At 36.5% G+C, this 26,349-nt stretch carries 25 protein-coding genes and 1 pseudogene; 6 read left to right on the top strand and 20 right to left on the bottom strand.

Annotated elements, in window-relative coordinates:
* Window positions 1-282: 282 nt before the first annotated feature.
* A complete protein-coding gene (locus AC0L3Q_RS24875; RefSeq protein ID WP_473283948.1) occupies window positions 283-3,435 on the bottom strand; it encodes a UvrD-helicase domain-containing protein in 3,153 nt (1,050 codons plus the stop codon).
* Between the two features lie 185 nt (window positions 3,436-3,620).
* Between AC0L3Q_RS24875 and AC0L3Q_RS24880 the strand changes: the two genes are divergently transcribed.
* Window positions 3,621-4,229, top strand: coding sequence for a superoxide dismutase (locus AC0L3Q_RS24880; RefSeq protein ID WP_473283950.1), 609 nt, complete (start codon window positions 3,621-3,623; stop codon window positions 4,227-4,229).
* A 262-nt stretch (window positions 4,230-4,491) separates the two neighbouring features.
* Here AC0L3Q_RS24880 and AC0L3Q_RS24885 read toward each other — a convergent pair whose 3' ends face one another.
* The 5 genes from AC0L3Q_RS24885 to purN all read right to left on the bottom strand — a co-directional run bounded on the left by AC0L3Q_RS24885 (window position 4,492) and on the right by purN (window position 9,470).
* Window positions 4,492-6,390 (bottom strand): amidophosphoribosyltransferase, encoded by a 1,899-nt coding sequence (locus AC0L3Q_RS24885; RefSeq protein ID WP_473283952.1) that lies wholly within the window; start codon window positions 6,388-6,390, stop codon window positions 4,492-4,494.
* Between the two features lie 82 nt (window positions 6,391-6,472).
* Entirely contained in the window at window positions 6,473-7,402 is a 930-nt protein-coding gene (locus AC0L3Q_RS24890) for a PfkB family carbohydrate kinase (protein WP_473283954.1), read from the bottom strand.
* A gap of 79 nt (window positions 7,403-7,481) precedes the next feature.
* Entirely contained in the window at window positions 7,482-8,081 is a 600-nt protein-coding gene (locus tag AC0L3Q_RS24895; protein WP_473283956.1) for an START domain-containing protein, read from the bottom strand.
* Window positions 8,082-8,195: 114 nt separating this feature from the next.
* Window positions 8,196-8,831: a ribonuclease H1 domain-containing protein gene (locus AC0L3Q_RS24900; RefSeq protein ID WP_473283958.1), complete on the bottom strand. Its 636-nt coding sequence runs from the start codon at window positions 8,829-8,831 to the stop codon at window positions 8,196-8,198.
* 63 nt (window positions 8,832-8,894) lie between these two features.
* Entirely contained in the window at window positions 8,895-9,470 is a 576-nt protein-coding gene (gene purN / locus AC0L3Q_RS24905) for a phosphoribosylglycinamide formyltransferase (RefSeq protein ID WP_473283960.1), read from the bottom strand.
* Between the two features lie 183 nt (window positions 9,471-9,653).
* Between purN and AC0L3Q_RS24910 the strand changes: the two genes are divergently transcribed.
* The 5 genes and pseudogenes from AC0L3Q_RS24910 (at window position 9,654) to pyk (ending at window position 13,996) form a co-directional block, all read left to right on the top strand.
* A complete protein-coding gene (locus tag AC0L3Q_RS24910; RefSeq protein WP_024768509.1) occupies window positions 9,654-9,887 on the top strand; it encodes an acyl carrier protein in 234 nt (77 codons plus the stop codon).
* A gap of 17 nt (window positions 9,888-9,904) precedes the next feature.
* Window positions 9,905-11,158: a beta-ketoacyl-ACP synthase II gene (gene fabF / locus AC0L3Q_RS24915; RefSeq protein ID WP_073316105.1), complete on the top strand. Its 1,254-nt coding sequence runs from the start codon at window positions 9,905-9,907 to the stop codon at window positions 11,156-11,158.
* A 4-nt stretch (window positions 11,159-11,162) separates the two neighbouring features.
* Window positions 11,163-11,900, top strand: coding sequence for a ribonuclease III (rnc, locus tag AC0L3Q_RS24920; RefSeq protein ID WP_073316104.1), 738 nt, complete (start codon window positions 11,163-11,165; stop codon window positions 11,898-11,900).
* A gap of 178 nt (window positions 11,901-12,078) precedes the next feature.
* Window positions 12,079-12,569 (top strand): annotated as a pseudogene (locus AC0L3Q_RS24925) (IPExxxVDY family protein).
* Entirely contained in the window at window positions 12,569-13,996 is a 1,428-nt protein-coding gene (pyk, locus tag AC0L3Q_RS24930) for a pyruvate kinase (RefSeq protein ID WP_473283963.1), read from the top strand. The pseudogene AC0L3Q_RS24925 and the gene pyk overlap by 1 nt, the downstream one beginning before the upstream one ends.
* Window positions 13,997-14,044: 48 nt before the next feature.
* Here pyk and AC0L3Q_RS24935 read toward each other — a convergent pair whose 3' ends face one another.
* The 14 genes from AC0L3Q_RS24935 to AC0L3Q_RS25000 all read right to left on the bottom strand — a co-directional run bounded on the left by AC0L3Q_RS24935 (window position 14,045) and on the right by AC0L3Q_RS25000 (window position 26,180).
* Window positions 14,045-14,455, bottom strand: coding sequence for a response regulator (locus AC0L3Q_RS24935; protein WP_473283965.1), 411 nt, complete (start codon window positions 14,453-14,455; stop codon window positions 14,045-14,047).
* An 18-nt stretch (window positions 14,456-14,473) separates the two neighbouring features.
* Window positions 14,474-15,925 (bottom strand): sensor histidine kinase, encoded by a 1,452-nt coding sequence (locus AC0L3Q_RS24940; protein WP_473283967.1) that lies wholly within the window; start codon window positions 15,923-15,925, stop codon window positions 14,474-14,476.
* A gap of 45 nt (window positions 15,926-15,970) precedes the next feature.
* Window positions 15,971-16,366 (bottom strand): DUF2721 domain-containing protein, encoded by a 396-nt coding sequence (locus AC0L3Q_RS24945; protein WP_073316099.1) that lies wholly within the window; start codon window positions 16,364-16,366, stop codon window positions 15,971-15,973.
* Window positions 16,367-16,426: 60 nt separating this feature from the next.
* A complete protein-coding gene (locus tag AC0L3Q_RS24950) occupies window positions 16,427-17,128 on the bottom strand; it encodes a hypothetical protein (RefSeq protein WP_473283969.1) in 702 nt (233 codons plus the stop codon).
* A 12-nt stretch (window positions 17,129-17,140) separates the two neighbouring features.
* Complete coding sequence (locus AC0L3Q_RS24955; protein WP_473283971.1) at window positions 17,141-17,533, bottom strand: zinc ribbon domain-containing protein; 393 nt, start codon at window positions 17,531-17,533, stop codon at window positions 17,141-17,143.
* 43 nt (window positions 17,534-17,576) lie between these two features.
* Complete coding sequence (locus tag AC0L3Q_RS24960; protein ID WP_473283973.1) at window positions 17,577-18,161, bottom strand: hypothetical protein; 585 nt, start codon at window positions 18,159-18,161, stop codon at window positions 17,577-17,579.
* Window positions 18,162-18,356: 195 nt separating this feature from the next.
* Entirely contained in the window at window positions 18,357-18,944 is a 588-nt protein-coding gene (locus tag AC0L3Q_RS24965; RefSeq protein WP_473283975.1) for a hypothetical protein, read from the bottom strand.
* 120 nt (window positions 18,945-19,064) lie between these two features.
* On the bottom strand, window positions 19,065-19,700 hold the full coding sequence (locus AC0L3Q_RS24970; protein WP_473283976.1) for a hypothetical protein: 636 nt from the start codon (window positions 19,698-19,700) through the stop codon (window positions 19,065-19,067).
* A 12-nt stretch (window positions 19,701-19,712) separates the two neighbouring features.
* Window positions 19,713-20,327 (bottom strand): SIMPL domain-containing protein, encoded by a 615-nt coding sequence (locus AC0L3Q_RS24975; protein ID WP_473283978.1) that lies wholly within the window; start codon window positions 20,325-20,327, stop codon window positions 19,713-19,715.
* A gap of 36 nt (window positions 20,328-20,363) precedes the next feature.
* Window positions 20,364-20,894 (bottom strand): hypothetical protein, encoded by a 531-nt coding sequence (locus tag AC0L3Q_RS24980; RefSeq protein ID WP_473283980.1) that lies wholly within the window; start codon window positions 20,892-20,894, stop codon window positions 20,364-20,366.
* Window positions 20,895-20,910: 16 nt separating this feature from the next.
* The gene (locus tag AC0L3Q_RS24985; protein ID WP_473283982.1) at window positions 20,911-21,936 is read right to left on the bottom strand and encodes a Kelch repeat-containing protein; all 1,026 of its coding nucleotides are present in this window, start codon (window positions 21,934-21,936) and stop codon (window positions 20,911-20,913) included.
* A 122-nt stretch (window positions 21,937-22,058) separates the two neighbouring features.
* Window positions 22,059-23,381: a tetratricopeptide repeat protein gene (locus AC0L3Q_RS24990; protein ID WP_473283984.1), complete on the bottom strand. Its 1,323-nt coding sequence runs from the start codon at window positions 23,379-23,381 to the stop codon at window positions 22,059-22,061.
* Window positions 23,382-23,522: 141 nt separating this feature from the next.
* A complete protein-coding gene (locus AC0L3Q_RS24995) occupies window positions 23,523-25,076 on the bottom strand; it encodes a fibronectin type III domain-containing protein (RefSeq protein WP_473283986.1) in 1,554 nt (517 codons plus the stop codon).
* A gap of 81 nt (window positions 25,077-25,157) precedes the next feature.
* On the bottom strand, window positions 25,158-26,180 hold the full coding sequence (locus tag AC0L3Q_RS25000) for a helix-turn-helix domain-containing protein (RefSeq protein WP_473283988.1): 1,023 nt from the start codon (window positions 26,178-26,180) through the stop codon (window positions 25,158-25,160).
* Window positions 26,181-26,349 lie beyond the last annotated feature (169 nt).

Below are 26,349 nucleotides of genomic sequence, written 5' to 3' on the forward strand. Positions count from 1 at the left end.
CAATAATTTAATTTTTAAGTGTTAATTAGAGCAAATGTAATATGTTAAACATAACTGTCAAAGATAAATCTAATAAAATTTTCATAACAGGCCAGTAAATATAACCGTTTTCAAGGTTTTTATCTTTCTTGTTTTCGATTAATTCACTGTGAAAAAAGTGTGAATTTTAACCTATTTTGAGAAAAATTATCGTGTTTATCTCGAAAATTACGCTACAAGTATAAGATAAAATTACGTTTTATCCTTAAATTTCTTTTAGTAATTATAAAATAGTGTCCTTATTTATATATATTTTAAAGTGATTTTTTTATCAAAGTATATTAGAATTTTCTTTTCAATACTATATCCCATTTTTTGCATAATTCCGGCATATTCATCGACTTGTTTGGCATGAGAAACATCATAACTTCCTGTTTTATAATCCATAACCGTGGCATTTCTATTAGAATCTATAACTACCCGATCCGGCCTAAATAATCGTCCTTTATATATAATGTCCCTTTCATTGTATATGATATTCCCTTCTGAAAAATATGAAGCTAGTTCTGGATGACGAACCACATTTTCTAACTCTACTGATAATATTTCTTTTTCTGAAGTATTGATTTCCCCCTTGATAAAGGCTTCTTGCACCACTCTTTTTACGTCATCCTGTACGTATACCGAAGCCATAAGATCATGGATTAAATTCCCTTTCTCTATTGCAGTTTCCTGGATGGTATTCCATAATTTGCTGGCGTGGGTTACGATATGTACCTTATAGTTTTTTCCTGTATCTCCAAATCGGGTCAATTTAACCACCTTGACTTTGCCTGATGTTTCCTGTGCTGTTGACAAAGGTCGTTCTGGCATCCCAAATTCGTACTCCAATTGTTCCTTATTCCAAGTTCCTATGCTATTTAAATATGAGATCAGTTTCCCCGAAAATTTGTTGGGATTACTTTCTCCTTTTTGAGTGATTTCTAATTTTGAAATAATATAAAGTTGCTCTTTCGCACGTGTGAGTACTACATACAATAGGTTAAAAGCATCCAGCTCTAGTTGCGCTCTTCGTTTAGCAACCATTTCTTCAGCTTCTTCGGCATAGTCTCCAATGCTTTTGGAATAATCAATAAAAACCTCATCAAAACCTAAATAGTGATCAGGGTTAACAGGAAACCAAGTCTTGGGTTCTATCTCTCTATAGATATCTACATTGGCATAAGGATAAATAACACAAGGAAACTCCAAACCCTTAGCTTTGTGAATGGTCATAATCTTTATGGCATCTTCTGCTTCTGGAGCCACAATGCTTAACTTGTCTTTTCTTTCATTCCAATACGAAAGGAATCCCATCATATCACCAACATCCTTTTGGGTATAGGAAAACACTACATCTAGAAAAAATTGAAGGTAGGCTGGCGCAACAGTACTTAACTTGAAAGAACTAATTATATACTCTACAGCTTCATACAAAGGTTTTAGAGCTAAAAGGTTGGCGTTAAAATCAATTCCTATTGCTTGTAATGCTGTCGTAAAATCTCTCGTTTTCAGGAATATCATTTTCTGCAAGAAGCCATGCTTTTCCTTAATCTGCAAATGTTCCGAAATAAAATGGAGTACGTTAATCTTGGCCAAAAGATTATCGGGTTGCATGTGCCATGTCATCATATCAATAATAAAAGACACTTCTGGAGCATTATTAATGAGTAAGGTTTCTGAAGATATAATAGCAACTCCTTTCTCTGTTAGAAAATCTGCAATAGCAGTTCCTTCTTTCTGCTTTCTTACGATAATACATATCTCGTTGGCCCTGTATCCTTTTTCCAGTAACTCGGTGATCTGCTCATAGACCTTTTGAGGATAAATTTCATTTTCTTCAGCGATATTAGTTGCTTCAATAAATGAAATGTTTACATATCCTCCTTTTTTGGTATTCACTTCCTGCTTGTTTCCTAGCTCATATAATTTTTGGTGTTTTGGATTACTGAAATCCTTTGCCAATTCGGTAAAAAAGTTATTGTTAAAACGTATCACTTCTTCATGACTACGATAATTCTTAGGCAGGTTGAGTACTTCTTTTTCCTTTACCGAAAAAGGATTATGATCGGCTGATAAATTAATAAATTGTTCTGCCTTTCCTCCTCGCCAACGGTAAATAGCTTGTTTCGCATCGCCAACGATAGTAATCTGGCCTTTTTTACCTGACAGCGTTTCTGCAGACACCGCATTATCTACCAGAGGTATTAGATTATTCCATTGTAATTCTGAAGTATCCTGAAACTCATCTATAAAATAATCACGATACCGCTCTCCCAAACGTTCATAAATAAAAGGTGCTGGCTGATCCTGAATAGTAGTACTAATAATGGTATTAAATTCTGAAATCAGTAAAATCTTTCGTTCCTTCTTAATATCCATCAACTCTTTATGAATTGCATTGAGCACCGATAACGGAGTTAAATTCTTGATTACATTCTGAAATAAATGGATCTGCTGTAACTGCTTTTTGGTTTCGACAAAAACAGCTTCTATTTCTGGCCGAATAGCATCGATACTTTCTTTTTTGCTGCTTTCTAGTTTGGCACCATAAAAAGAAGCATTGTAGATATCCTGTTTCCAGGTTGCCTTAAAGTCAATAGGTTTTTCTTTGTTAGCTATCTTCTGAAAATGAGTAGGTACAGATTTTCTGGTAAAGTCTTCAAACGCTATACCTGAATGACCTATCGTATTTAGAATCCCAAGAGCTTTTGAACTTACATCATTCTCGATTTGGTCAATTCTTTGTATCAGTTCTTGTTTTAAAACCTCAAAATCCTTCGTCTTTTTATGAGCAAAGGCCGAAATATGCTTTCTATCATTTTCACTAAATAACAACTTTGCTACTTTTCGTAATTCTATGCTAACATCCCAACTTTTGTCCTCATCTAGCTTGCCCATTGCAAAGTCGATAATGAGCTTCGTTAACTCTTGATCTACCCCAATCTTCGAAATCAATGCATCTACTGCCTCGTCAATTAACATTTCTGTATCCATTTCGATCTCAAAATTGAGTGGGATACCCAAATCATAAGCAAAGGTTCTAATTACGCGATGTGTAAACGTATCTATAGTTACAATATCAAAAGCTGCATAATTATGAAGAATACTTTTTAAGATACGATCTGCCTTTTTCTTTAGCTTTTCTTGATCGATACCAGTTTCAATGACAAGATCATTGACTAAATCTTGATATTTGGCTGGTGTAACCGGCTGGCTAATGGCAATTAGATTTTCAAGAACTCTTATTTTCATTTCGGCTACGGCCTTATTGGTAAAAGTAATTGCCAAAATATTCTTGTAGCCATCTTTAAATTCCCCTTTTAAAAGCGTAATTAAATACGCTTTTACCAGAGTATAGGTTTTTCCTGCGCCTGCGGCTGCATTATAGACGGTAAAAGCAGTATGAAAATTCAATTGTTTTTTGTTAAAATATGAATACGGTAAAACTTCTTGTGCTGATCAAGTCAAATATCAAAAGTTTTGCAGAGGAAACCTAGTTATGCTTTTAATTATTTTATAACAAATATTAATTTTTATTCATCGTGCTAATTGTTAAATTTGGTGTCATTTTCACATTTTATTAATCAAAATAATAACATATGTCATTCGAATTACCAAAATTAAACTACGCCTTTGATGCGTTAGAACCCCATATAGATGCACGCACCATGGAAATCCATCATGACAAACACCATGCAGGATATACCAGTAAATTAAACGCTGCTATCGAAGGGTCTGACCTAGAAGGTAAAACCATTGATAATATCTTAATCAATTTAGATATGTCTAACACTGCTGTTAGAAACAATGGTGGTGGTTATTACAATCATAACTTATTCTGGGAAATCATGTCTCCAAACGGAGGAGGAAAGCCGTCTGGTGATTTGGCAGATGCAATCAACGATGCCTTTGGTTCTTTTGAAGCGTTTAAAGATGCTTTTTCTAAGGCTGCAGGTACTCGATTTGGTTCTGGATGGGCATGGTTATGTGTTCAGGAAGGTGGTAAAGTAGAAGTTTGCTCTACACCTAATCAAGATAATCCATTGATGCCAGGTGTTGGTTGTGGAGGTACCCCTATTTTGGCACTTGATGTTTGGGAGCATGCTTACTACTTAAATTATCAAAATCGTCGTCCAGATTACGTTTCTGCGTTTTTTAATGTTATCGACTGGAACGAAGTATCAAGCAGATACGCTCAAGGCAAATAGTAACATATTATTTAAAAAAAGAAAACCACGTGCAATACGTGGTTTTTTTATGTTTTATTTTTGTGAATTTTCCTAAAAATAAAAAAAGGTGGAAGATCCACCTTTTTTTGCCCCAAATCTACCATGAACTTAACCTACTTATGCTATGGCTCTGCTAATATAAGACGGAAATTCATTGTGAAAAAATGTTTTAGATGAAAGGTCAAAATACTTGTTGAACTACACAATTTAACCATTTTTAACAACGATCTTTTTTCAAATTTTAATATGCCCTTTCGTTTTTGCCTTCATAAAAGTTTATGAACGCTTTGTTTACCACCCTGTTTCCTCCTGCTGTGGGGTAATCTCCGGTAAAATACCAGTCTCCAAGGTTCTTAGGGCAAGCTACATGTAGATTATCTACGGTCTGATATATAATTTTTACTTCGGCATTTACCGTAACATCACTTAATAATTCTGCTATTTTGTCGCTAATTTCCTGATCTGTAAATCCGGCATAGATCTCTTTTACGAAATTTTGAACCTCGGCATCTTCAAGATGCTCCTGAGCTTTACACTTATCGTATACTTTTTCTACGAGATCGTAGTTCCCGTTCTCCTTCAAAAGTTCTAATGATGCCTGGAAAGCAATTAACCCTTCCAATCTGGCCATATCAATTCCGTAACAATCTGGATAACGAATTTGTGGCGCCGAAGAAACAATCAATATTTTCTTTGGTCCTAATCTATCCATCATTTTAATGATGCTCTTCTTCAGCGTAGTCCCTCTTACGATACTGTCATCAATAATTACCAGATTATCATCAGACTTTACCACTCCATAGGTTACGTCGTATACGTGAGCAACCAGATCATCTCTACTACTATCTTCTGTAATAAAGGTGCGAAGCTTGGCATCCTTGATCGCGATTTTCTCCGTTCGTAGACGGTGCGACAGAATTTCGGCCAAACGATCATCGGTTAGTGTTTCTTTTTCGGCAAGAATGGTTTCATTTTTTTGTTTGTTCAACTCATCCTGAGCCGCCTCGACCATTCCGTAAAATGAAGTTTCTGCAGTATTCGGAATAAATGAAAAAACGGTGTTTACCGTATCGTGATCAATTTCTTCCAAAACCTGTGGCATGATCAATTTTCCGAGTTTCTTTCGCTCTTCATAGATCTCAGCATCACTTCCTCTTGAAAAATAAATCCTTTCGAATGAGCATGCTTTACGTTCCAAAGGTTCGATGATTTCCTTTACCGAAGTATCTCCGTTTTTCTTAACGATAATTGCATTTCCAGGATCCAATTCTACCACCTGGTCAAAAGGAACATTAAATACGGTTTGGATTACTGGTCTTTCTGAAGCTACCACTACAACTTCTTCATCCTTATAATAGTACGCTGGCCTAATTCCTGCAGGATCTCTAAGCACAAAAGCATCTCCATGGCCAAGCATTCCAGCCATAGCGTATCCTCCATCCCAGTCTCTCGAAGATTTCTTAAGAATCTTTGCAATATTGAGTCGCTCTACAATTTGAGGAGACGCATCAATTTTATTAAATCCTTCCTTCTTCAATTTCTTATATAACTTGGCCACCTCTGAATCTAAAAAATGACCAATCTTTTCCATTACGGTAATTGTATCCACCTTATCCTTTGGATGCTGCCCTAAACGAACCAGGTTTTTGAAAAGAACATCATTATTGGTCATATTAAAATTACCAGCAACAATAAGATTGCGATGCATCCAATTGTTTTGGCGTAAGAAAGGGTGAACACTCTCTACACTATTTTTACCAAAAGTTCCGTAGCGCACATGTCCCAACAAAACTTCTCCTATATAAGGGACGTTCTTTTTTTGCAATTGAACATCATCAGTATATTCTGGATGTTCTTCTAGCTCTCGGTTAATCCTTTCGTTTATTTGCGAAAAAATATCCTGAATGGGTTGTGGTTTACTGGAGCGAACACGGCTAATGTATCTTTCTCCTGGAGGAGTGTCTAGTTTGACACTGGCAAAACCGGCACCATCCTGGCCTCGGTTATGCTGCTTCTCCATCATTAAGTACATTTTGTTAACGCCATAAAAAGCACTACCATACTTTTCTTTGTAATATTCTAATGGTTTTAGTAATCGGATAAATGCTATCCCGCATTCGTGTTTTAATGCATCACTCATTGTATTCCAAAAATTCTAAGTTGTTGTGTTGAGTAAACCATAATTACTTAGGACTAAATCCTTATAATTTGGGGCTTTGTATTTAAGACAATTCTATTTCAAATTGTGTTAATTCTTTAAATTGCTGCAATCTTTGCTGAACTTCTTCTCTATTCAAATTTTCCATACGTTCTGTACCAAATTTCTCGACACAAAACGAGGCCAAGTTCGAAGCATGAATGATCGCATTCTTCATGTTCTCAAAAGAAATATCTCCAGTTTTAGTCAAATACCCTGCAAAACCTCCTGCAAAAGTATCTCCCGCTCCCGTTGGATCAAAAACTTCTTCTAACGGAAGTGCTGGCGCAAAGAAAATTTGGTCTTTATGAAACAACAATGCTCCATGCTCACCTTTTTTGATCACCACATAGGCAGGTCCCATTTTTTCAATCACTCTTGCTGCTTTTACCAAAGAATACTCTCCACTTAATTGTCGAGCTTCTTCATCGTTTATGGTAATGACATCTACTCTGGATATAACTTCACGTAAACCTTCAATAAAAGCATCTTCCATCCAGAAGTTCATGGTGTCCAGAATAGCTAACTTTGGTTTTACCGAAAATTGCTCCAGAACACTAAGCTGTACAGATGGATTCAAATTTCCAAGCACTACAATCTCTGCATCCTTATAATTATCAGGAACTACAGGTTGGAAATCTGCAAGTACATTAAGTTGTGTTTCTAAGGTATCTCTAGAGTTTAGATCGTTGTGATATTTCCCGCTCCAGAAAAAAGTTTTCCCTCCTTTTACAATTTCTATCGCTGAAGTATCAATATTTCTCTCTTCTAATGTTTTGAAGTAATCCTGAGGAAAATCCTCTCCAACAACAGAAACAATTGCAGAAGGGATATTAAAATTAGAGGCTGACAACGCAATATATGGTGCTGCTCCTCCTAAAATTTTATCAGTTTTTCCGAATGGGGTTTCTATAGCATCAAAAGCAACAGAACCTACAATTAACAATTTGCTCATAAATAGCTTATAATTTTTTTGCAAATATACACTTTCCTTTTCAAGGGATACCTAAAAAAGGAGTCTTCTTGGTTCTGCGTTAAGAATCCATATTTTGAAGCTTGTCTCTAAGTTCCATAAAGGTTCTGAATGGCCCGGTTACCAGTAGCGAGTTTGTGATGAATGGAGGCAATGTCCCTTCTGGGTCGATATACAGTTGTTGCGTTACTTTTACCCCATTTTGATCCTCTTCCAAAAGCCAAAAGCCAATTAAATCCTGTATTCTAAGCGTACTTTTAAGGGTAGGTATTTCGTTGGGCGCAGCATTAATAGAAAGTTTAACTTTGTTGGGCGCGATTCGCTCCACACGTATTTTTGATACTACATCTCTGTCTTTGATTGGCCAGGGAAACTCATTTCTCGCATAAAAAATATGTTCGTTATTCTGATTAACTTTTACGAGATGACTTACTCCTTCTTCACAATTTGCAGTATACATAGGTGCATCTAATAACTCCTTTACCACCGCATCAATTGACACCTTTATTTTTGTAACCGCCTTGAACTCTTTGTATTTACTGTTTTCAAAATTTCTTGTCCAGATTTGAATGTTTTTGTCTTTCTTGGCGAGTTTCCACGAGTCTTGAGCATAGGTCAGAAAAGGTAATAAAAACAGAAGGAGGTAGTATATTTTTTTCATCCTAAATGGCTTTTGATTTGGTTTTTCAGAATATGATACAGCCATTTAGTAGCAGAATACTACTGTGAATTACGAATTTAATCTGTTAAAATGCGTTAAATCTTTGGTTATTAATTACTTTCTTCCAAAATCAGCGGGAATTTCACCCCATGCTTTGGTTTCCCATTTTACAATTTTGGTGGTGTAACTATTTTCTTTAAGCCATTGGATAGCGCGATCCACCAAATCAAACATTTCTGCATTTTTAGGTGTTCGTTTCAATTTGGTTTTACACGTTTTTTGTTTAACCCAACCGATGGCAATTTTAGAGTCTGAATAAATGATACGGTCGCTATTTTTCTTTTTTAGATAGGCCAGTCCGTGAACAAGAGCTAGAAACTCACCTATATTATTGGTGCCTTGTCGAAAAGGTCCTTGATGAAAAAGTTGTTTTTCGGTTTGCGTATCCACTCCTCGATACTCCATTTTTCCTGGATTACCACTTGAGGCGGCGTCTACCGCGATAGAATATAGATTGGGTTCTCCTATTTTTGCAAGCTCCTGCGGAGATAAGGTTTTTTTAGGTTTGCTTTTACCCTTATAATCTTCATAGTCCCCATTGTATGCCTTTTTTGCAATATCGAATGACTCAAAAGATTTATATTTTGCATTGGCATATCCTTTTACAGCGGCTTTACAATCATCCCATTTGGTATAAATCCCAGGGCGATGACCTTCCCAAACCACATAAAACTTTTCTTTTTTAGCCATTTGTATCCAAAAAATTGATTTGTACTATATAATATGATCCTACTATTTGTTCTGAAAAAACAGTTATTCTTCTTTCAGACCTAACACTTTTTCTATAACGACAGGGAAATGTTTATATTCTAATTGATGAATGGCATTGGCCACATCTTCTGGAGTGTCCTCTTCTTTGATCACCGTTTTGGCCTGAAAGATAATGGCGCCTTCATCGTAGTGCTCGTTTACATAATGAATGGTAATTCCGCTTTCTTTTTCTTGATTTCTTACCACGGCTTCATGCACATGGTGACCATACATTCCTTTTCCTCCATATTTTGGAAGCAACGCTGGATGAATATTGATCACCTGATCCGGAAATACGTCGATAATCTTCTTTGGGAAAATCCATAGAAATCCAGCCAGTACGATGAGATCTGGTTGCGCATCTTTTAAAATATTGAGTACTTCGTTGGTGTCATAAAATGAGGCTCTATCAAAGTGCAAAGCCTTTACTTTTAGGTCATGAGCTCGGCGTAAAACTTTGGCACGCTGGTTGTTAGAGAACACATGTGTGACCTCGGCAGTTTTTAGCTTTTGAAAATATTTGATGATGTTTTCGGCATTGGTACCAGAGCCCGAAGCAAAAATTATAATACGCTTCATAAGTCCTAAAGTTGTTGATTAATAAAGCACAAAAAAAACAATTATTATTCACATAATAGGCGGCAAAACCTAATAGTTTCCCTATATTTGATAAAAAGGCAAATACATTTTTACGGGATTATGGGGTTTTAAAATAAAGTTTTTTATTTTTGCCTCCTAAATTAAAAATTAAAATTAAACATTATGTCAGACATTGCATCAAGAGTAAAAGCGATAATCGTTGACAAATTAGGTGTAGACGAAAATGAGGTAGTTAATGAAGCTAGCTTCACAAACGACCTAGGCGCAGATTCGCTAGACACTGTAGAATTGATTATGGAATTCGAAAAAGAATTCGATATTCAAATTCCAGATGATCAAGCAGAAAATATTGCTACCGTTGGACAAGCAATATCTTATATCGAAGACGCAAAGTAATAACTTCACAACAGAGTATGAGTCTTAAGCGAGTTGTAGTCACTGGACTTGGTGCATTGACACCAATCGGTAACAATATTGAATCATATTGGGAGGGGTTAGTAAACGGGAAAAGCGGTTGCGCCCCTATTACTTATTTCGACACCGAAAATTTCAAGACTAAATTTGCTTGCGAAGTCAAGGACTACAATCCCACAGATTTTTTTGACAGAAAACAAGTTCGCAAACTGGATAAATTTGCGCAGTATGCTATAGTTTCTTCTGAAGAAGCTATCAAAGATGCTGCTATTGATCTGGAAAAGGTTGACAAATTTAGAGTTGGTGTAATTTGGGGTGCCGGAATTGGAGGTTTAGAGACTTTTCAGGAAGAAGTAATTGGCTATGCCAATGGAAACGGGACTCCCCGTTTTAATCCTTTCTTTATTCCTAAAATGATCGCCGACATTGCTCCTGGTCATATTTCTATTCGAAATGGTTTTATGGGACCTAACTATACCACAGTTTCTGCCTGTGCTTCGTCCGCAAACGCAATGATCGATGCCTTAAACTATATTCGTTTAGGACATTGTGATATTATTGTTACTGGAGGAAGTGAAGCTGCAGTTACCATTGCTGGTATGGGTGGTTTTAATGCAATGCATGCGTTATCAACAAGAAACGAAAGTCCTGAAACTGCTTCAAGGCCATTCGACGCTACCAGAGATGGTTTTGTTCTTGGCGAAGGAGCTGGAGCTTTAATTCTTGAAGAATACGAACACGCCAAAGCACGAGGTGCAAAAATCTATGCCGAAATCGTAGGAGGTGGTATGTCTAGTGATGCTTATCACATGACCGCTCCTCATCCTGATGGAATTGGAGTAGAGCGTGTAATGCTAAATTGTTTGAGAGATGCTGGTGTCTCTCCAGAAGAAGTAGATGCTATAAATACACATGGTACATCAACTCCATTAGGAGATGTAGCAGAGTTAAAAGCAATTACTAAGGTATTTGGAGAACATGCATCAAACATCAATATCAACTCAACAAAATCTATGACAGGTCACCTACTGGGTGCTGCAGGTGCTATAGAAGCCATTGCTTCTATACTTGCTATGAAAAATAGTATTGTGCCTCCTACCATTAATCATTCTACAGTAGATGAGAACATAGATCCAAGTTTGAACTTGACCTTGAACAAGTCACAAAAACGTGACATTACGTATGCAATGAGCAATACATTTGGCTTCGGAGGTCATAATGCATGTGTGTTATTTAAGAAATTAGACGAATAATAGCATGAATGTTATTCGAAACATATTAAGTTCCCGATCTGAAAAGAACGGGAATTTTTTTGTTAGAATTCAAAAGATACTTGGATTCAAACCTAAAAACATTGAGCCTTACGAAAAGGCTTTCACCCATAGATCCCTAAACTTAAAAGATAAACAGGGGAATGCTATCAACTACGAAAGGTTGGAATTTTTGGGTGATGCAATGTTAAGTAGCGTTATCGCTGCGCATCTTTTTAAAGAAGTTCCCGAAGGGAACGAAGGATATCTTACCAAAATGAGAGCGAAAGTGGTAAGTAGAAAGCACTTAAACGAATTAGGTAAAGATCTAAAACTCATTGAGCTGGTAAGAACCAATATCCCCAAAACACAGTTCGGAATTAATATCCACGGAAATCTTTTTGAAGCGCTTATTGGTGCCATTTACCTGGATAGAGGGTTCTTGTATTGTGAACGATTTATCAAAGAAGCCGTTATAGATCCTTATGTAGACATTGAAAGCCTCGAAGGGCAGGTGATTAGTTATAAAAGTTTACTGATAGAATGGTGTCAAAAAGAAAAAAATGCCTTCAACTACGAAATCTACGAAGATACCGGTCGTGATGAAATGAAGCATTTTGCAGTCAAATTGTGGATCGATGAAAAAGTAGTCGCCAAAGCACGGGCCACTTCAAAAAAGAAAGCTGAAGAAAAAGCTTCAAAAAGAGCGTATTTTGCATTACAAAGTAAGATAAGCCCTAGATAAATATAACAATACCATACTTTTAAGTCGTTTATTATGAACGATTCCTAATCAAAAACAGATTTTTTTGTAAAAGATACTAACTCAATCGTTTTCGTATAATAACTTTAGATTTAATTAAAGTTCCTGCTTAAAATTATTTGTATATTTCGCGTTAATTCTGATAAAAAAGTAAATAAAAGTGGCTGTTCAGCGGTTAGTATTGGATGCAATTACCGACGATGAGTATGAACTGATTGCCATTCACTGTTCATTAGCTTCATATCGTTTAGCATTTTTATTAAATAAGCATTTGGGGCTACAGCTATTCAGAAAAAAGAAGATGTCAATTTTGAATATGACAATCTGGTAGCCAGTTTTCCTATTTATCAATATGAAGATCATTTTAAATACAATACATATCATCTGTTTGCAAATCAATTCCGAACGAATATAGTTTCACAAAACCCTGCCAATACAGGACTTTTTGAGACCGCTGAAGAAACCTATGTAACGAAGTATTTAATACCAGAACTGAAAAATGTAGACTATTTTCTAAAGATAGAAACAGAGGCGACTACATTTTTGAGCAAACCCATGCTATCAGATATGCTAGGTATATCACAAATTGTTACCGCATATCCAATAGAACATAAAGAACTTAAATCAAAAAACAACTTAATATTTGAGTAATGCCAAAACGTAAAAGAACCAAAATAGTTGCTACCCTGGGTCCTGCGACTAGCACAAAGCAAATTCTTAAGAAAATGCTTGATGCTGGTGTAAATGTATTCAGGATCAATTTTTCGCATGCCAACTATGATGATGTAAAAGAAAAAATAAAAATCATCCGTGAACTTAGTGACACGCATAACTATACCCCATCAATATTAGCAGATTTACAAGGCCCTAAATTGAGGGTTGGTGTTATGAAGGGGGATATTATAGTAAATAAAGGAGATACTATAAATTTTGTAACAGGAAAACCTTTTGAAGGTACTTCGGAAAAGGTTTTTATGAATTACGAGAATTTTCCAAAGGATGTAAAAAAGGGGGAACGAATCTTATTAGACGACGGGAAACTGATTTTTGAAGTAGTTTCTTCTAATAGTAAGGATACTGTTACTGCCAAAGTTATTCAAGGTGGACCTTTAAAATCTAAAAAAGGAGTTAACCTTCCTAATACTAATATTTCTTTACCTGCCCTAACTGAAAAAGACATCAAAGATGCCATTTTTGCTTGCCAGCAAGAAGTAGACTGGATTGCTTTATCTTTTGTAAGACATGCGCAGGACTTGATGGAACTTCAGGATTTAATAAAGGAGCATAGCGAACATAAGATCCCAATTGTTGCCAAAATAGAGAAACCAGAAGGTGTAGAAAATATAGATAAGATCGTAGCCTATTGCGATGGTCTTATGGTAGCCAGAGGAGATCTTGGTGTAGAGATTCCTGCTCAAGAAGTTCCTTTGATCCAGAAAAAACTGGTGTTGAAGGCAAAGACTGCTAGAATACCTGTAATTATTGCCACGCAAATGATGGAGACCATGATCGATAGCCTTACTCCTACAAGAGCAGAGGTGAACGATGTAGCCAACTCAGTAATGGATGGTGCGGATGCCGTTATGTTATCTGGTGAAACCTCTGTAGGGAAGTATCCTGTTCAGGTTATAGAAACTATGTCTAAAGTAATCAAAAGTGTAGAAAAATCAGAGTTGATTTCTGTACCGCAAAATCCACCTCATATCAGAACCAATAGATTTATTACCAAGTCTATTTGTTATCATGCTGCCACGATGGCCAACGAAATTGAAGCAAAAGCGATCTGTACATTGACCAATAGTGGGTATACTGCTTTCCAGATCTCTGCCTGGAGACCTGATGCGCATATTTTGGTGTTTACCAGTAATAAGCGAATTCTATCTCAATTAAGTTTACTTTGGGGAGTAAAAGCCTTTTTCTATGATAAGTTTGTCAGTACAGATGAAACCGTAGAGGACATCAATAAAATGGCTGAAGAACGCGGATTTGTGCAATCTGGAGATATGCTAATCAATCTGGCAGCTATGCCTATTACCGCTAAAGGAATGGTAAATACTTTAAGAGTATCTCAGATCTAAAAAATATAATTCTAACAAATACCCAGGCCTCTTTTATGAGGCCTTTTTTTATGATGCTGGATTCAAAAAAATAGCTTCAAGATCGTGTATTGTTACGGGTTTGATCAAATAATCTTTCACCGTATTCGATTGTTTGGCTCTTTCAATATCCACCGGATTTATGGATGAACTCACAATGTATAAAGTAATGGTTTTTCCTAATTTGTTTTCTATCTTGGTAAAGTTCTCCAGAAATTCCCATCCGTCCATAATTGGCATATTCAGGTCCAGGAAAATAATTTCAGGAATACACTTCTTCTCGAGGTTGTTAAGTAATGCTTCAAAATACTCCAGGGCTTCCATCCCGTTTTGAAATATCATAAGATTCTTACACAGCTTTTTGGCTTCGACAATCCTTTTTACCAGATTGACGTACATATTGTCGTCATCTATAATACAAGCTAATCCTATTTGGCTCATAATAATGGGGTGTTAGTTTTAAAATTCGATCAAAAAAGTGGTTCCTTTATCTACTTCGCTTTCTACAGATATACTTCCGTTTAACGATTCTATTTGATTTTTGGTTAAGAACAAGCCTATACCAACAGCATCCTTATTGTAATGAAAGGTTTTGTACATCCCGAATATTTTGTCTTTGAAAAGTTTCATATCAATACCTCTACCATTATCTGACACTTTTAAATATTTCGAACCCTCTTCTTCAAATGCTTTTATTGCAATAATAGGGTCTCGGTCAGGGTGTTTATACTTTATCGCATTCGTTATTAGATTTAACAGTATGCTCTCGAGGTATGCAGGTATATAACCAATCTCGTTGAGTCTGGTAAAGTCGGTAATAATCTGAGTATTGCTTAAAGAGATCATTTGACCTATACCATTGGTTACAATGTTCAACGCATCCTGAAACTTCACTATTTTCTTCTCCTGATCTTTGTTGGTATGGATCGCAACAATCTCATTAAGGTGTTCTATAGTGGTATTTAGACTTGAGGAGATTTCCTTGATTTCATTAATCAATCCTATTTTCTCGTCCGGGTTTTCTACATCTTCAATCAATTGAACGAGTAATGACAAATTACTGGTATGAGATCGTAAATTATGAGATACGATATGGGCAAAATTAAAAAGCCTCGAATTTTGTGAAGCAATGATGTCCAAAGATCGCTCCAATCTCAATTCTTTACTCTTTACCTCATCGATATCCTGAAAAACCCCTCGAATACCAATAATTTCTTTACTCTCATTATAAACAGGTTTTCCTATTGCTTTTACCCAAAAAACCCGACCATTGGCTGTGACCATTTTAATTTCAGTATTAAAAGGTGTTCCAGCCATTGCACAATTAAAAAATAGATCTGCAGCTTGTTGTCTACAATCTTCGGTATAATAACTGGCAGAATCTTTTAAAGAAGGAATATAATCATCGGGGTATTCTAGTATACGTCTTGTTTCAAAATCCCAATAGCTCTTCCTATTATGAAAATCTACGTACCAACTCCCTGTAGCGGTCATCTGGGCCGTTTCTTTGTAGTAGAAATTATCTTTCGAAATATCCTGTTCAGGTTCCAGTTTTATTTCAATGAAGAAAATCAGTAGCACCTCGGATTTGATGTTTACTGGTAATTCCTGATTGGTAGCGCATCTAAACAACTTATAACTTCCGTCTTTGGTGAGGATCTTAATATGCTGCTTAAAATCAATACTATTTTTTCTATAATTGAGAAAGTTATCTCGAAAGAGATCGATATCTTCTTTATGAATTAAATGGTTAAGGAAATAGTCAATATTTTCTTCTACTTCGGCTCTTTGAAAACCAATATTTGTGTAGAACTTTTCGGACCAAATTTCACGATCGGGATCTACATATAACTCCCAATACCCCGCATTAAGGTCTTGAATAACATTGTTAAAAAGTTCATTTTGAAGCATTAAGAAATTCTTGATAGCAATTAGTACTTACAAGATAACGATTTCTTACTTATTTTCTTCTATTCGATCCAATCGGATTGACAAGGCTTTGGTAGAAATTTGAACCTCAACAAAGGACAAAAAAAGTGAAATCATCAAACAAAGTAAACTCATACTAAATACAACATTGGCCCATTCATTTTTTTCTACATACAGCAAAAACATGGTGATTACACTTGTTAGAAAACTAATAATAGCTATCGCCTGCATGTTTCTAATTAACCAAAGCCGTTTTCTTAAGTTCTTAATTTGCAAGACTGTATTTTTGGATTGCGTACTTAAATACTCACTATGCAATTGTCTTATCAGTGCAGCTATGGCCAAATACCTTGCATTATATGCCAGCATAGTTAAGGATATTGCAGGAAACAAAAGTGCCGGGATGCTCATGTTTAGTGTCATAACCAGATGATTTTTGACACTAAGGTACTTCAAATTCACTAGAGATCACTCAAAAACATATCAGTCATTCTCAAAGCCAAATATTCCCATCACGTTTTCCACAGTGTTGTCTTGATTCAATCCGGTTCCCCATCGACCACTAAATCCTCCATCAGAGGCATACATATATCCTACCATCACAATTTCTTTTGGAGGAGTTTCATTGGTAGAAAAATTAACTGTTACTATAGAACCATCCGCAGTCCAGATTCCAACACCTTCAAAATCCGATCCGTCTGTGGCAAGTAATTCTGCGATTCCACCTTCAGACAACACCAATTGGGTATCGTTAATTATTGCTGAAAAATCAGGCTCATCTGATGTATCTGTATTGAATCCCCCTATAAAAAAACCACTCTTAAACGTGTTTCTGAATGTAATTCTGGTAGTCGCTGTCTCTACAGTATTTACTGCTGTCACAACAATTTCCTTTTCTCCTAGTGGAACTCTATTATCCCAGGAAATAACTCCAGTTGTTTTATCTATAAAAATCACTCTTCCTACCAGATCATCGTCTTCGGGAGAGGTTAGCGTCGTAGCCGAAAAAGTACCTGTTTCTCCCATCCAATTTACTGTTGGGGGATTGGTCTGCCCTTCTTGGCGGAATGTATTTTCGATCACACTTTGATCATAGGTAACTCTTAATTCATTTGATGAATCATCATCACTACCACAAGAAAACTGTAGTAGAATGAACAGAAAACTATATGCTATTCTTTTCATTTGTTCCTTGATTTAAAAATTACGAGTAGAGATGAATGCCCAAATTATTATAATTATAAGCATCCCCAACCCTGTAAATTGCCAAATTGGACCTTTGGCTTTATTTTTTAAAACATCATACTCCTTTCTTACGGATACTGGCATCTCTTTGATGTGCAGAACATTTTTACAATGTTGACACTGTGACATTCCTTTTTTACCAATCGGAAACATAGGAATCCAAAATATATGAGCATGCCTTCTGAACACGAATAATTTTAATGACCCTTGAGTTCCACAACTTGGACAAATAGAAGTTGTAGACTGTTTTGAGGATATATAAACTGCTTTGCTACCGTAGATGATCATAATGCGCTTATTTCTCTTTTGTTTTTCATAACCCCAAACAGTAAACTTTGTCTCCAAAGTTTACTGTTTTTGCATGTGGGGAATCTTAAAACCAATTCATTTATTTAATATCAAAAAGTGCTGCAACTTCTTTATAAGACATACTCTTATAATCTATTGCCGATTTTGCTCCCGCTTGTCCTGCTGCTTGTCCTCCAGGAATAATCACATATCTATAGTCTTCAAAAAAATCGAAATCATTATCTCCTCCACCAATCACAACACCTAAAGCTCTTATTCGACCATCATTTAAACTATATGTATATAATTGATTCTCTGATCGGTTTTCATAAGGCAAAGGCACTACTTCTAATCCTACTGCAGCTAAAACACCTTCTCCTCTGGCATATACCATAACCACGCTAGTGTCGAGGTTGATACCCATATCGGTAATTTCTTGTTGGCTCGCCAAAGTGAAAATCTTTTGATTGAGACCTCCTCCTGTGGCAAACCCGTTTGGAATCCAATCCGAATAAATCACATTTGCAGTTCCTGTTTCTCCCTGTTCCCCTTGATCACCCTGTGGCCCTTGTTCTCCCTGTATTCCTGGTTCTCCTTGTGGCCCTACAGCTCCATCTTCTCCCTCGCAAGAGAAAATCAATACCGATACAAAAAGGATGGCTGTGTACTTGATTACATTTTTCATTGCATTTACTATTTTTAAAGTTTGTAACATCATGTAGCAAACTTATGTACTGCTGCAATTTTCAATGTCCGAAATGTTTGATAGTCAAAAAATCCGGACGCTTATCTGTTTTTGTCATTCTTCCATATTTATTGTAAAACAAAAACCCCGAGATGGTATCCCGGGGAATTTCTTAAATCAAAGGGGTTAGGCTAATTATTTGATGTTAAAAAGCTTTACAATTTCTTCGTAAGACATTGCACTATAATCTATAGAAGATCTGGCAACACCACCTGGGATGATGACATATCTAAAATCATCAAAATAAGTAAATGTACTAGCGCTACCATCTAAGGTTGTCACTCGAATTCTAATCGTAGAACCTGTGAGAAAATTAGCTACCTCAAAGCCATAATATTCATTGTCCGTAACAAAAATATAAGGCAATGCATTTACTTCTGAAACCAGAGCATTCACTCCTCGTCTACCATATACCAGTAATACATCTTGAGCAAGATCAAAATCGCCTATGCCAAGGGTGGCCAAAATTTGCTCATTGGTATCAGTTGCCAACCCTCCTGTATTTTCATAACTTCTTGCAATCCACTCTGAGTAAATCACATTTGCCGTTCCTGTTTCGCCTTGTTCGCCTTGCTCACCCTGTTCTCCTTGTTGTCCCTGAGGGCCTTGTTCCCCTTGTATTCCTGGTTCGCCTTGTGGGCCAATAGCACCGTCTTCCCCTTCGCATGAGAATATAAATACAGATAGTACCATTATTGCCGCATACTTAATTACATTTTTCATCGCTTTCATAATTTTAATGTTATTTAAAAATCTTGTAGCAAACTTAAGTAGTGCAATCCCCGCAAACGTCCGAAATAGTTGATAGTCAAAAAATTCGGACACTTTGGATACTATTCGTTTCTAATAAGAATCCATCTCTTCTTTACAGGTGATAATTTGCTTGAGATCATAACCCAATTGTGCTTCTTCCCATAGGTTGATATCACCCTTAATGGACCGCGGGTCCTGGCCTGATTGTATATATGTTATCAGCGATTTTACTTTGGGATCATGTATTCCTTCTATTTTTAATATCGACTTGCCACCGGGATGCACATAATTACCTTCGTAGGCATAACAACACACCAATATTTGATCACCTTCTTCAATATTTGCCTGGTAAAAGGCATCTGTACTTATCAGCTTTTGATTCTGATAACTATTCTTCTGAAGTTTTTTTGAAAAAAGAACACTATCTACTTTAATCATTCCTTGTTGTGCCACATAATGCTCCTCAATCCGCTCTTCCTGAAGTGCTACTACCGTACCCAAAAACACCAAACTATAAGGTTCCCTACAATATCCCAAAAAAGGCCCCGATTGTGGCCACCAATAGGTATATCCCAGTTTGAATGTGTCTTGATTTTGAAGTTGAACCGATTCTTTCTGTACCGTAGGAAAAGATTCTTTTGCGTCTCCTTTCTTACGGTCACTACAATCTATTACCCCTATAAGGCATATCACAAGACAAGACAACTTAAACTGAAGTAATTTCATTTTTCTGGGTTTTTATTCTAGAGCGAACACCACTTTTACATAATATTTTGAAGGTTCCTTTATCTCTGTAGTGCTGTAATATTTGTATTTGTTACTTTGCGGAGTTTCAATTTGAATAATCTTCCCAACCGTTCTTCCTATGTTATTAGCAATTTGAGTGGCCGTATTTCTGGCGTCATCGATCGCTTCCTTATTCAATTTCCCGATTTGTTCACTGGTCAATTCTTTGGATATGATATCCACTTTTGTATTTATCACCCCCTCTATGCTTTGGCTTAGGATGAGTTCTACTTCGTTTTTGGAAGCTGTTTTATAAAAATAAAATCTCGAAGTATTATAAGCATAGGAAGTAAGACGATATATTTCATCTTCTTCAAAACGACTAAAATCAATATTTACTTTACTTAACGCAGCGGCAAATTCTTTAGTAATTTCATTTACCGTTTTACCTTTTATATTTCTGTAACTATCTCCTATAACCTCTCTAAACTCTACATTTGCAATGTATCTTTCGATCTCAGTATTTTTATCAGCCTCCCCCATTACGGTTATCGAGTTCGTCTCTTGCGCTTGCACTAAGCTTTGACATAAAATTAGGACCAATATTGTCATTTTAATAGATTTCATAGTTTTTTGTTTTAAATTTTTCTTCTAATGTCAGGTCTATGGTATTACTGTTTCTGCGATACACCATTCTTCAGAGAAATCGATATGTTCTTGCACAAAATCAGGTGTTCCGAAGCCTAAAGGACAATGTGCTAGATTTTGGTCGTCATTAATTTGAAGTTCTGTTCTACCTCCAACACCAATACTTCCTAAATGCTGTCCTGCATTTACCTGATCTCCAATAGTAATTTCGGGATCAATAATATGATCATAAATAATAAGCCACTTGGAATCTGGTGTAGGTCGTATCCATACTTCAAGATCATCTACATTTGTATTCATTCTAATATCCACTACAACTCCACTTGAAGTTGATCTTATCTGGGCATCTGCCTGATCAGAAAAATACTCGATAGCTGGGTTGAGTTGAGTTGGAGTTAGTACTTCTCCAAAAGCTATAAACGAAGTAATCTGATCAAATGCTACATGGGTTACCGAAAATACCGGAGGACTAGGATCCAACAACCGATCATCATCGGAGCATGAGACACCTATCAAAACCAAGATTACAAACCCTATCCATTTCATAACCGCATGTGTTATCTTATTGATATCCCCAAACATCTTGAAAGTAAGTTGCGGGTCCCTCCAGGTTAAAACCATTAATTACCCATAGTCTATCATCAAAAAATAAAGAGGTATGATAGCCACGAGGTTCGAAATTCTTTTTAACATGTACAAACTCCCATGCGATTCCATCTTCACTAAACCAGATGTCGTCAAAATAATCATGATTAGGACCTATCCCAGCAGTTAACCACATGCCTTTTTCATTGACAGTAAGCGCATGATTCCTTCTTGGATCAAACTGTGCATTTGGCGTAGCCAGATTCCATTGAAATCCATTTGCAGAATACCACACATCATTAAGATAATTCCCGTTTTGATCAATTCCTCCTATCACCCAGATAGTATTCCTGAAAACTACCGTTTGATGCCCATATCTTCTTCCAAATGGTGCGAAATTAGTGGCCAAATTCCAATTTACACCATCACTAGTTACCCAAACATCTGCCAAAGCATTGGATCCAGTGGTCAAACCACCAATCAAAAACATTCTACCGTTTAAATTGGTAAAGGAGTGATATCTACGTGCAGCAAAAGGTCCATTTTCTATGGCTTGCACCCATTCTTTTCCATTTTCACTATGCCAAACATCATTAAAAAAGTTAGTCCCTTGTGTACCTCCTACTAGCCACATTCTCTTGTGACCTACCGTCATGGCATGACCGAAACGTTCCGTAAACTTGGATGTCTCACTGATCTGCTCCCATGTCTTTCCGTTCTTGCTACACCATACATCATTATAATATTGCTGGTTTTGAATACCTGCAACTACCCACATTTTATGATCAAAAACTACCGAAGCATGTGCCGCTCTACCTCCATAAGGCGTGGCTTCGTTCACTACTATATCCGAAAAACTAATTGCTCCCGCAGGTACCATTTTTTCTGAAGTAGTCTGGTTAATCTCATCGACAGTAAGCTCCTCATTAATTTCGCATCCGCTAATTATCACTAGCAACAGCAGTACGTTACATACAAATGGTATCTTATATTTAGTATCCATAACCCTGGTTTTTAGAATTTTAATACTAAGCTAATAAGGGTGGATGCTTTAGGTATCCGAAAAGTTTGAATTTCAAAAAATTCGGATACTTTGTATGGGTATTCTTTTCAAAAAGAAAGTATCTATGGCTTGATTTTTCTTTTGTATAGCAAAACTAAAAGCACAAACAATAACCCGATACACGGGAATAATATTTTATAAATGATCGTATTTCTATCATCCCCATCTGGACGTGATGATACTTGATTAACGACTTTTTTCTCTTTTACTTGGAAAGTATCTATTGCTCTTCCCGATGAATTATTGGGCATTTCTATAAACACTCTATCGGAGGTGTTTTCTGGTCGATAATCAACGATGTCTTTATATGTCTTTTCGATCTCATTGCCTTTTACCGAAGTTTTCTGAATGGTTTTATCCAGAGTAGGCTCTCGATAATATTTTTTGGCAAATTCAACATCAGGATCTTGTCCGTTTTGTATCCATCGTATCTCGTCATTTCTAATATTTTGGTAAAATGAAGTCCCTTTTTCGATCTCATTTTTTAGTGATTTCTCCAAATCTTCCAATGTAAACCGTTCTCCTTTTCGATCCGTAAATTGATGGTAGAGTAAATACCCTACTTTTTTGTCATAAAGATATTTTACTTTAGAAACGCTAGGATGATATGATGCCTTGAGATAGGCTCTCGCTGCCAATTGCCTAGCTCCTTCTGCCCAACCAGAACCGACTAACAGATCACCAAGTGCTTCAAGAAGAATAGGAGAGTCGTAGTTTCCAAACTTCATCATTCCCATGATCCCTTTTACCGCACGTTTTATTTCTTCATCGGGTAACTTCTTTATCAATGAGGATTGCTCATCATGTTTTTTGCGATAGATCTGTAATAAAAAGGAATGAAAGTTATCCTGTTCTCCTCGTGGAGGGCAGGGCAAACACTTTCTAAATGTCGCAGATAAGGGTAAAGGAATCTTTCCATCTTCCTTCTTACTAACCACATATTGGGCCAGATATTTCTGATAAATCTCTCTCCCAAAATGTGCATTGGGATTGATCTGTATTGCTTTATCAATATATTCGATCCCTTTTTCTAATTGTCCGTTGTGAATATAGAATGTCCCCAGATTTGCATAGGTCTTATAATTTTGGGGCGAAATGCTGTCTTTTTTCAGGATGATCCGGATGGCTTTGTTGTCATCCCCTATTTTGGAATAGGCTACAGCCAGATCGTCGTATAGGTCAAGGGAATCAGGATGTTTTTTTAATTTTTCTTCTCGATCCAGTATTCTCCAATCATAAAATTCTGGCGAGTGCCGTAGAAAGTTTCCAGAGATTAATTCTATCACACTTGGAAACTGTTGTCTTTCCATTTCGATAGTATCATAATCCCAAAAGCAGAATGTGATTGATAAAAAACTAGTTATTAATACATATAAAGAGTTCATATTTTGTGATGTATATGTTTGATAAAAAAAGGATCCTCATTACTTTCGTTTAGGTTAGCAAATGAGGACCCGCGAGTAATGAAAAGCATACGGACAAAAAACCTCATCATTACGCAAAATTATAGGAATAGGGGTAAAATATTATTCTAACTTAATAACCCAATAGTTAAAATCTCCTGTAGTACCTTCTCCATTACCCATAATATTGGTATACCACGTTCCGGCCGTTATAAAACCTCCATCACTTGTCTCTTGAATGGAAAATGCATAATCGTCTCCCTGTCCTCCCAGGTTTTGCTGCCATACCATATCTCCATTGACTTGCAATCGCAAAATCCAGAAATCTGCGGCTCCATTGTTGTTTTCTACATCAAAATCATCAGAACTCGAGCTTCCTACCGCAATGTATCCTCCATTATTGGTTTGTTTTATATCCGTAATCCAATCAGAGCTTGAACCACCGTATGATTTTGTCCAAACAATATTTCCTACTTCATCAGTTTTTATGATAAAAGCATCAGATCCTCCTTTATTCTCCAAAACATTTCCATTTTCAGACTGTGATGCGCCTCCAATGATATACCCTCCGTCTGATGTTTGTTGTATAGAATTGGCGGTATCATTCTCTGATCCTCCATATTTTCTATCCCATTCAACAAGACCATCCTGATCTAGTTTTACGACCCACACATCCCTCTTGTCTGCCACTGTCTCTGTAGATCCCGTAAAAGCATACCCAAGATCAGCGGTTTCTACTACTGACATCGCCACATCTCGTTGCGCATCTCCCAAATTGGTTTCCCATACCAACTCACCGTTCTCATCTAGTTTTACGATCCAGGCATCAGATTGCCCCAATACCTCAAATGCATTGGAGCTTGTAAATCCTACGGCCACGATTGCACCGTCTGAAGTTTCTATGATCGCTTCCAAAATATCGTCTTCTCCTCCACCTGCTCCTGTTCTCCAAACGATGTTTCCCGAAGCGTCCAGTTTTACAATCCAAAAATCACGCATTCCGTTGTTTCCAATCACATCACCGTCGCTTGAGGTTGAAAATGCCCCTACAATGTAACCTCCATCTGCGGTTTGTTGAATATCATGAATGGTTTCGTTTGCAGTTCCTCCCAAGCTTGTTTCCCATTGTATATTTCCTTCGGCATCCAATTTCACGATCCAGCCGTCTTTTCCTCCGTTGTTCTCAGTTACATCCCCATCTTCAGATTCGGTTACTCCAGCCACAATATATCCCATATCCGCAGTTTGCAAAATGGCATAGGCCTCATCATCAAAGCTTCCTCCCAATGATTTTTGCCAGGCAACCATTACTTCGTTTGATGATCCTAAGGTGGTAAAATTAAACTCGCTTTCAGAAGAACCATTGTTTCCATCACTGGCCACTATCATTCCCGTGTACATGGTTTGCTCGGTAAGATTGTCCAGCAAGAATTGTGTCGCTTCTAATTGTGATTGAATCTCATTTCCATTCAAAAACACCGAATAGGTAACCGTATCTCCGTTTGGGTCAATAGCTGGATCCCAGGTTAACAAACTACTGGAATTTGTTGTTTCTGTTACAGTAACCGTAAAATCGCCGGGGTTTTGATTTTCAATTTGTAGTACCTCATCGTCGTCATCTGAGCATCCTGATATCGCTAACGATATCAAAAGGATTGCAAAATATACTTTGTTCATCTTGTTTGTTTTCCCGAAAAGTACCCCGGTAGCTAAGAATCACTATCCAGAAAGTTTGAATTTCAAAGAATCTGGACACTTTCAGGCGGCCGTTTTGCGATAAATACTAGGAGAGATGCCAACCATTTTCTTGAAGGCACTATAAAAAGTAGATTTTGAATTGAAACCAGACTCTAAACCAATACCAACTATAGTATAATTTGTAAAATCCATATTGGTGAGTTTCAATTTGGCATCTTCTACTCTGAAGCTATTAATATAATCGGCGAAGTTTTTTCCTGTTAATTTATTGACCACTTGGGATAAATAATTACTGCTAATCTTAAGTTGATGCGCCACACTGGTAAGCCCCAAATTAGGGTCCCTATATATTTTGGATTCTCTCATCAATGATTCGAGTTCTTTGAAATACACATTGTCATCGGTGATATTGCAGGTACTGCTATTATTGCAGATTTGTTTTAGTTTTTGCTCTGTAAGTTTGGCAATTAATCGAAACAAAAACACATGATTTTCTTTAAAAAAGTCTTTCTTAGAATGTTCAGAATCCAATACTCCCATTACCATGTCTCCTATATAAATAGGAACGGCTAATTCTGACTTCCTTCTGGCATCATCTACTATATATGAAGAGTGAGTGGATAAGTCTCCTATTTTTTGATATGCTCCGGTTTTTGCAACATGACCAACGATACCTTCTCCAACTTTAATTTTGATAGGGCTAACGATCTTTTTTTCACCATTGTTCTTATTGCCATAGGCCGCTTTCTGAATGAGATGCTTTTTGTCTTTATCAAGCATATAGATCACACAGTCCTCAAGATGTAAGTGGGCTATACAATTTTCTACAATATCCCATAACACATCATGAACACTATTTTTATCGAACAGTGAAGTAGCAAAATAACTTAATACCGAGATAGTTTGCAGCGGTGCTTTTTGTAGATAATTACGATCAAATCCAGTAAATACTTCTTCCAAATAAAAAGTTGAAGGAGATCTAAAAGATTGACGATATTCCTCTTTTTTTATAAGATCAGTTCTTTGTCTTTTTCGAATTAGGTTCAAAGAACTTGTGTAACAAGATCGCTTCTGAATGTCCATTTTTTTGTTTTTTGTCCTGATCAAATATACCTTCAGCATATGCTGGAAAACAAACTATATCTCTCGAAATTCCGAGAATTTCGAAGTTTAAAAACAATCATAATGTATTGATTATCAATTATTTTTGTGGTTTTTGCTTTGTTTTTATCTAACTACATAAAATAGTATC

The sequence above is a fragment of the Aquimarina sp. KJ22-3 genome, assembly GCF_055808215.1.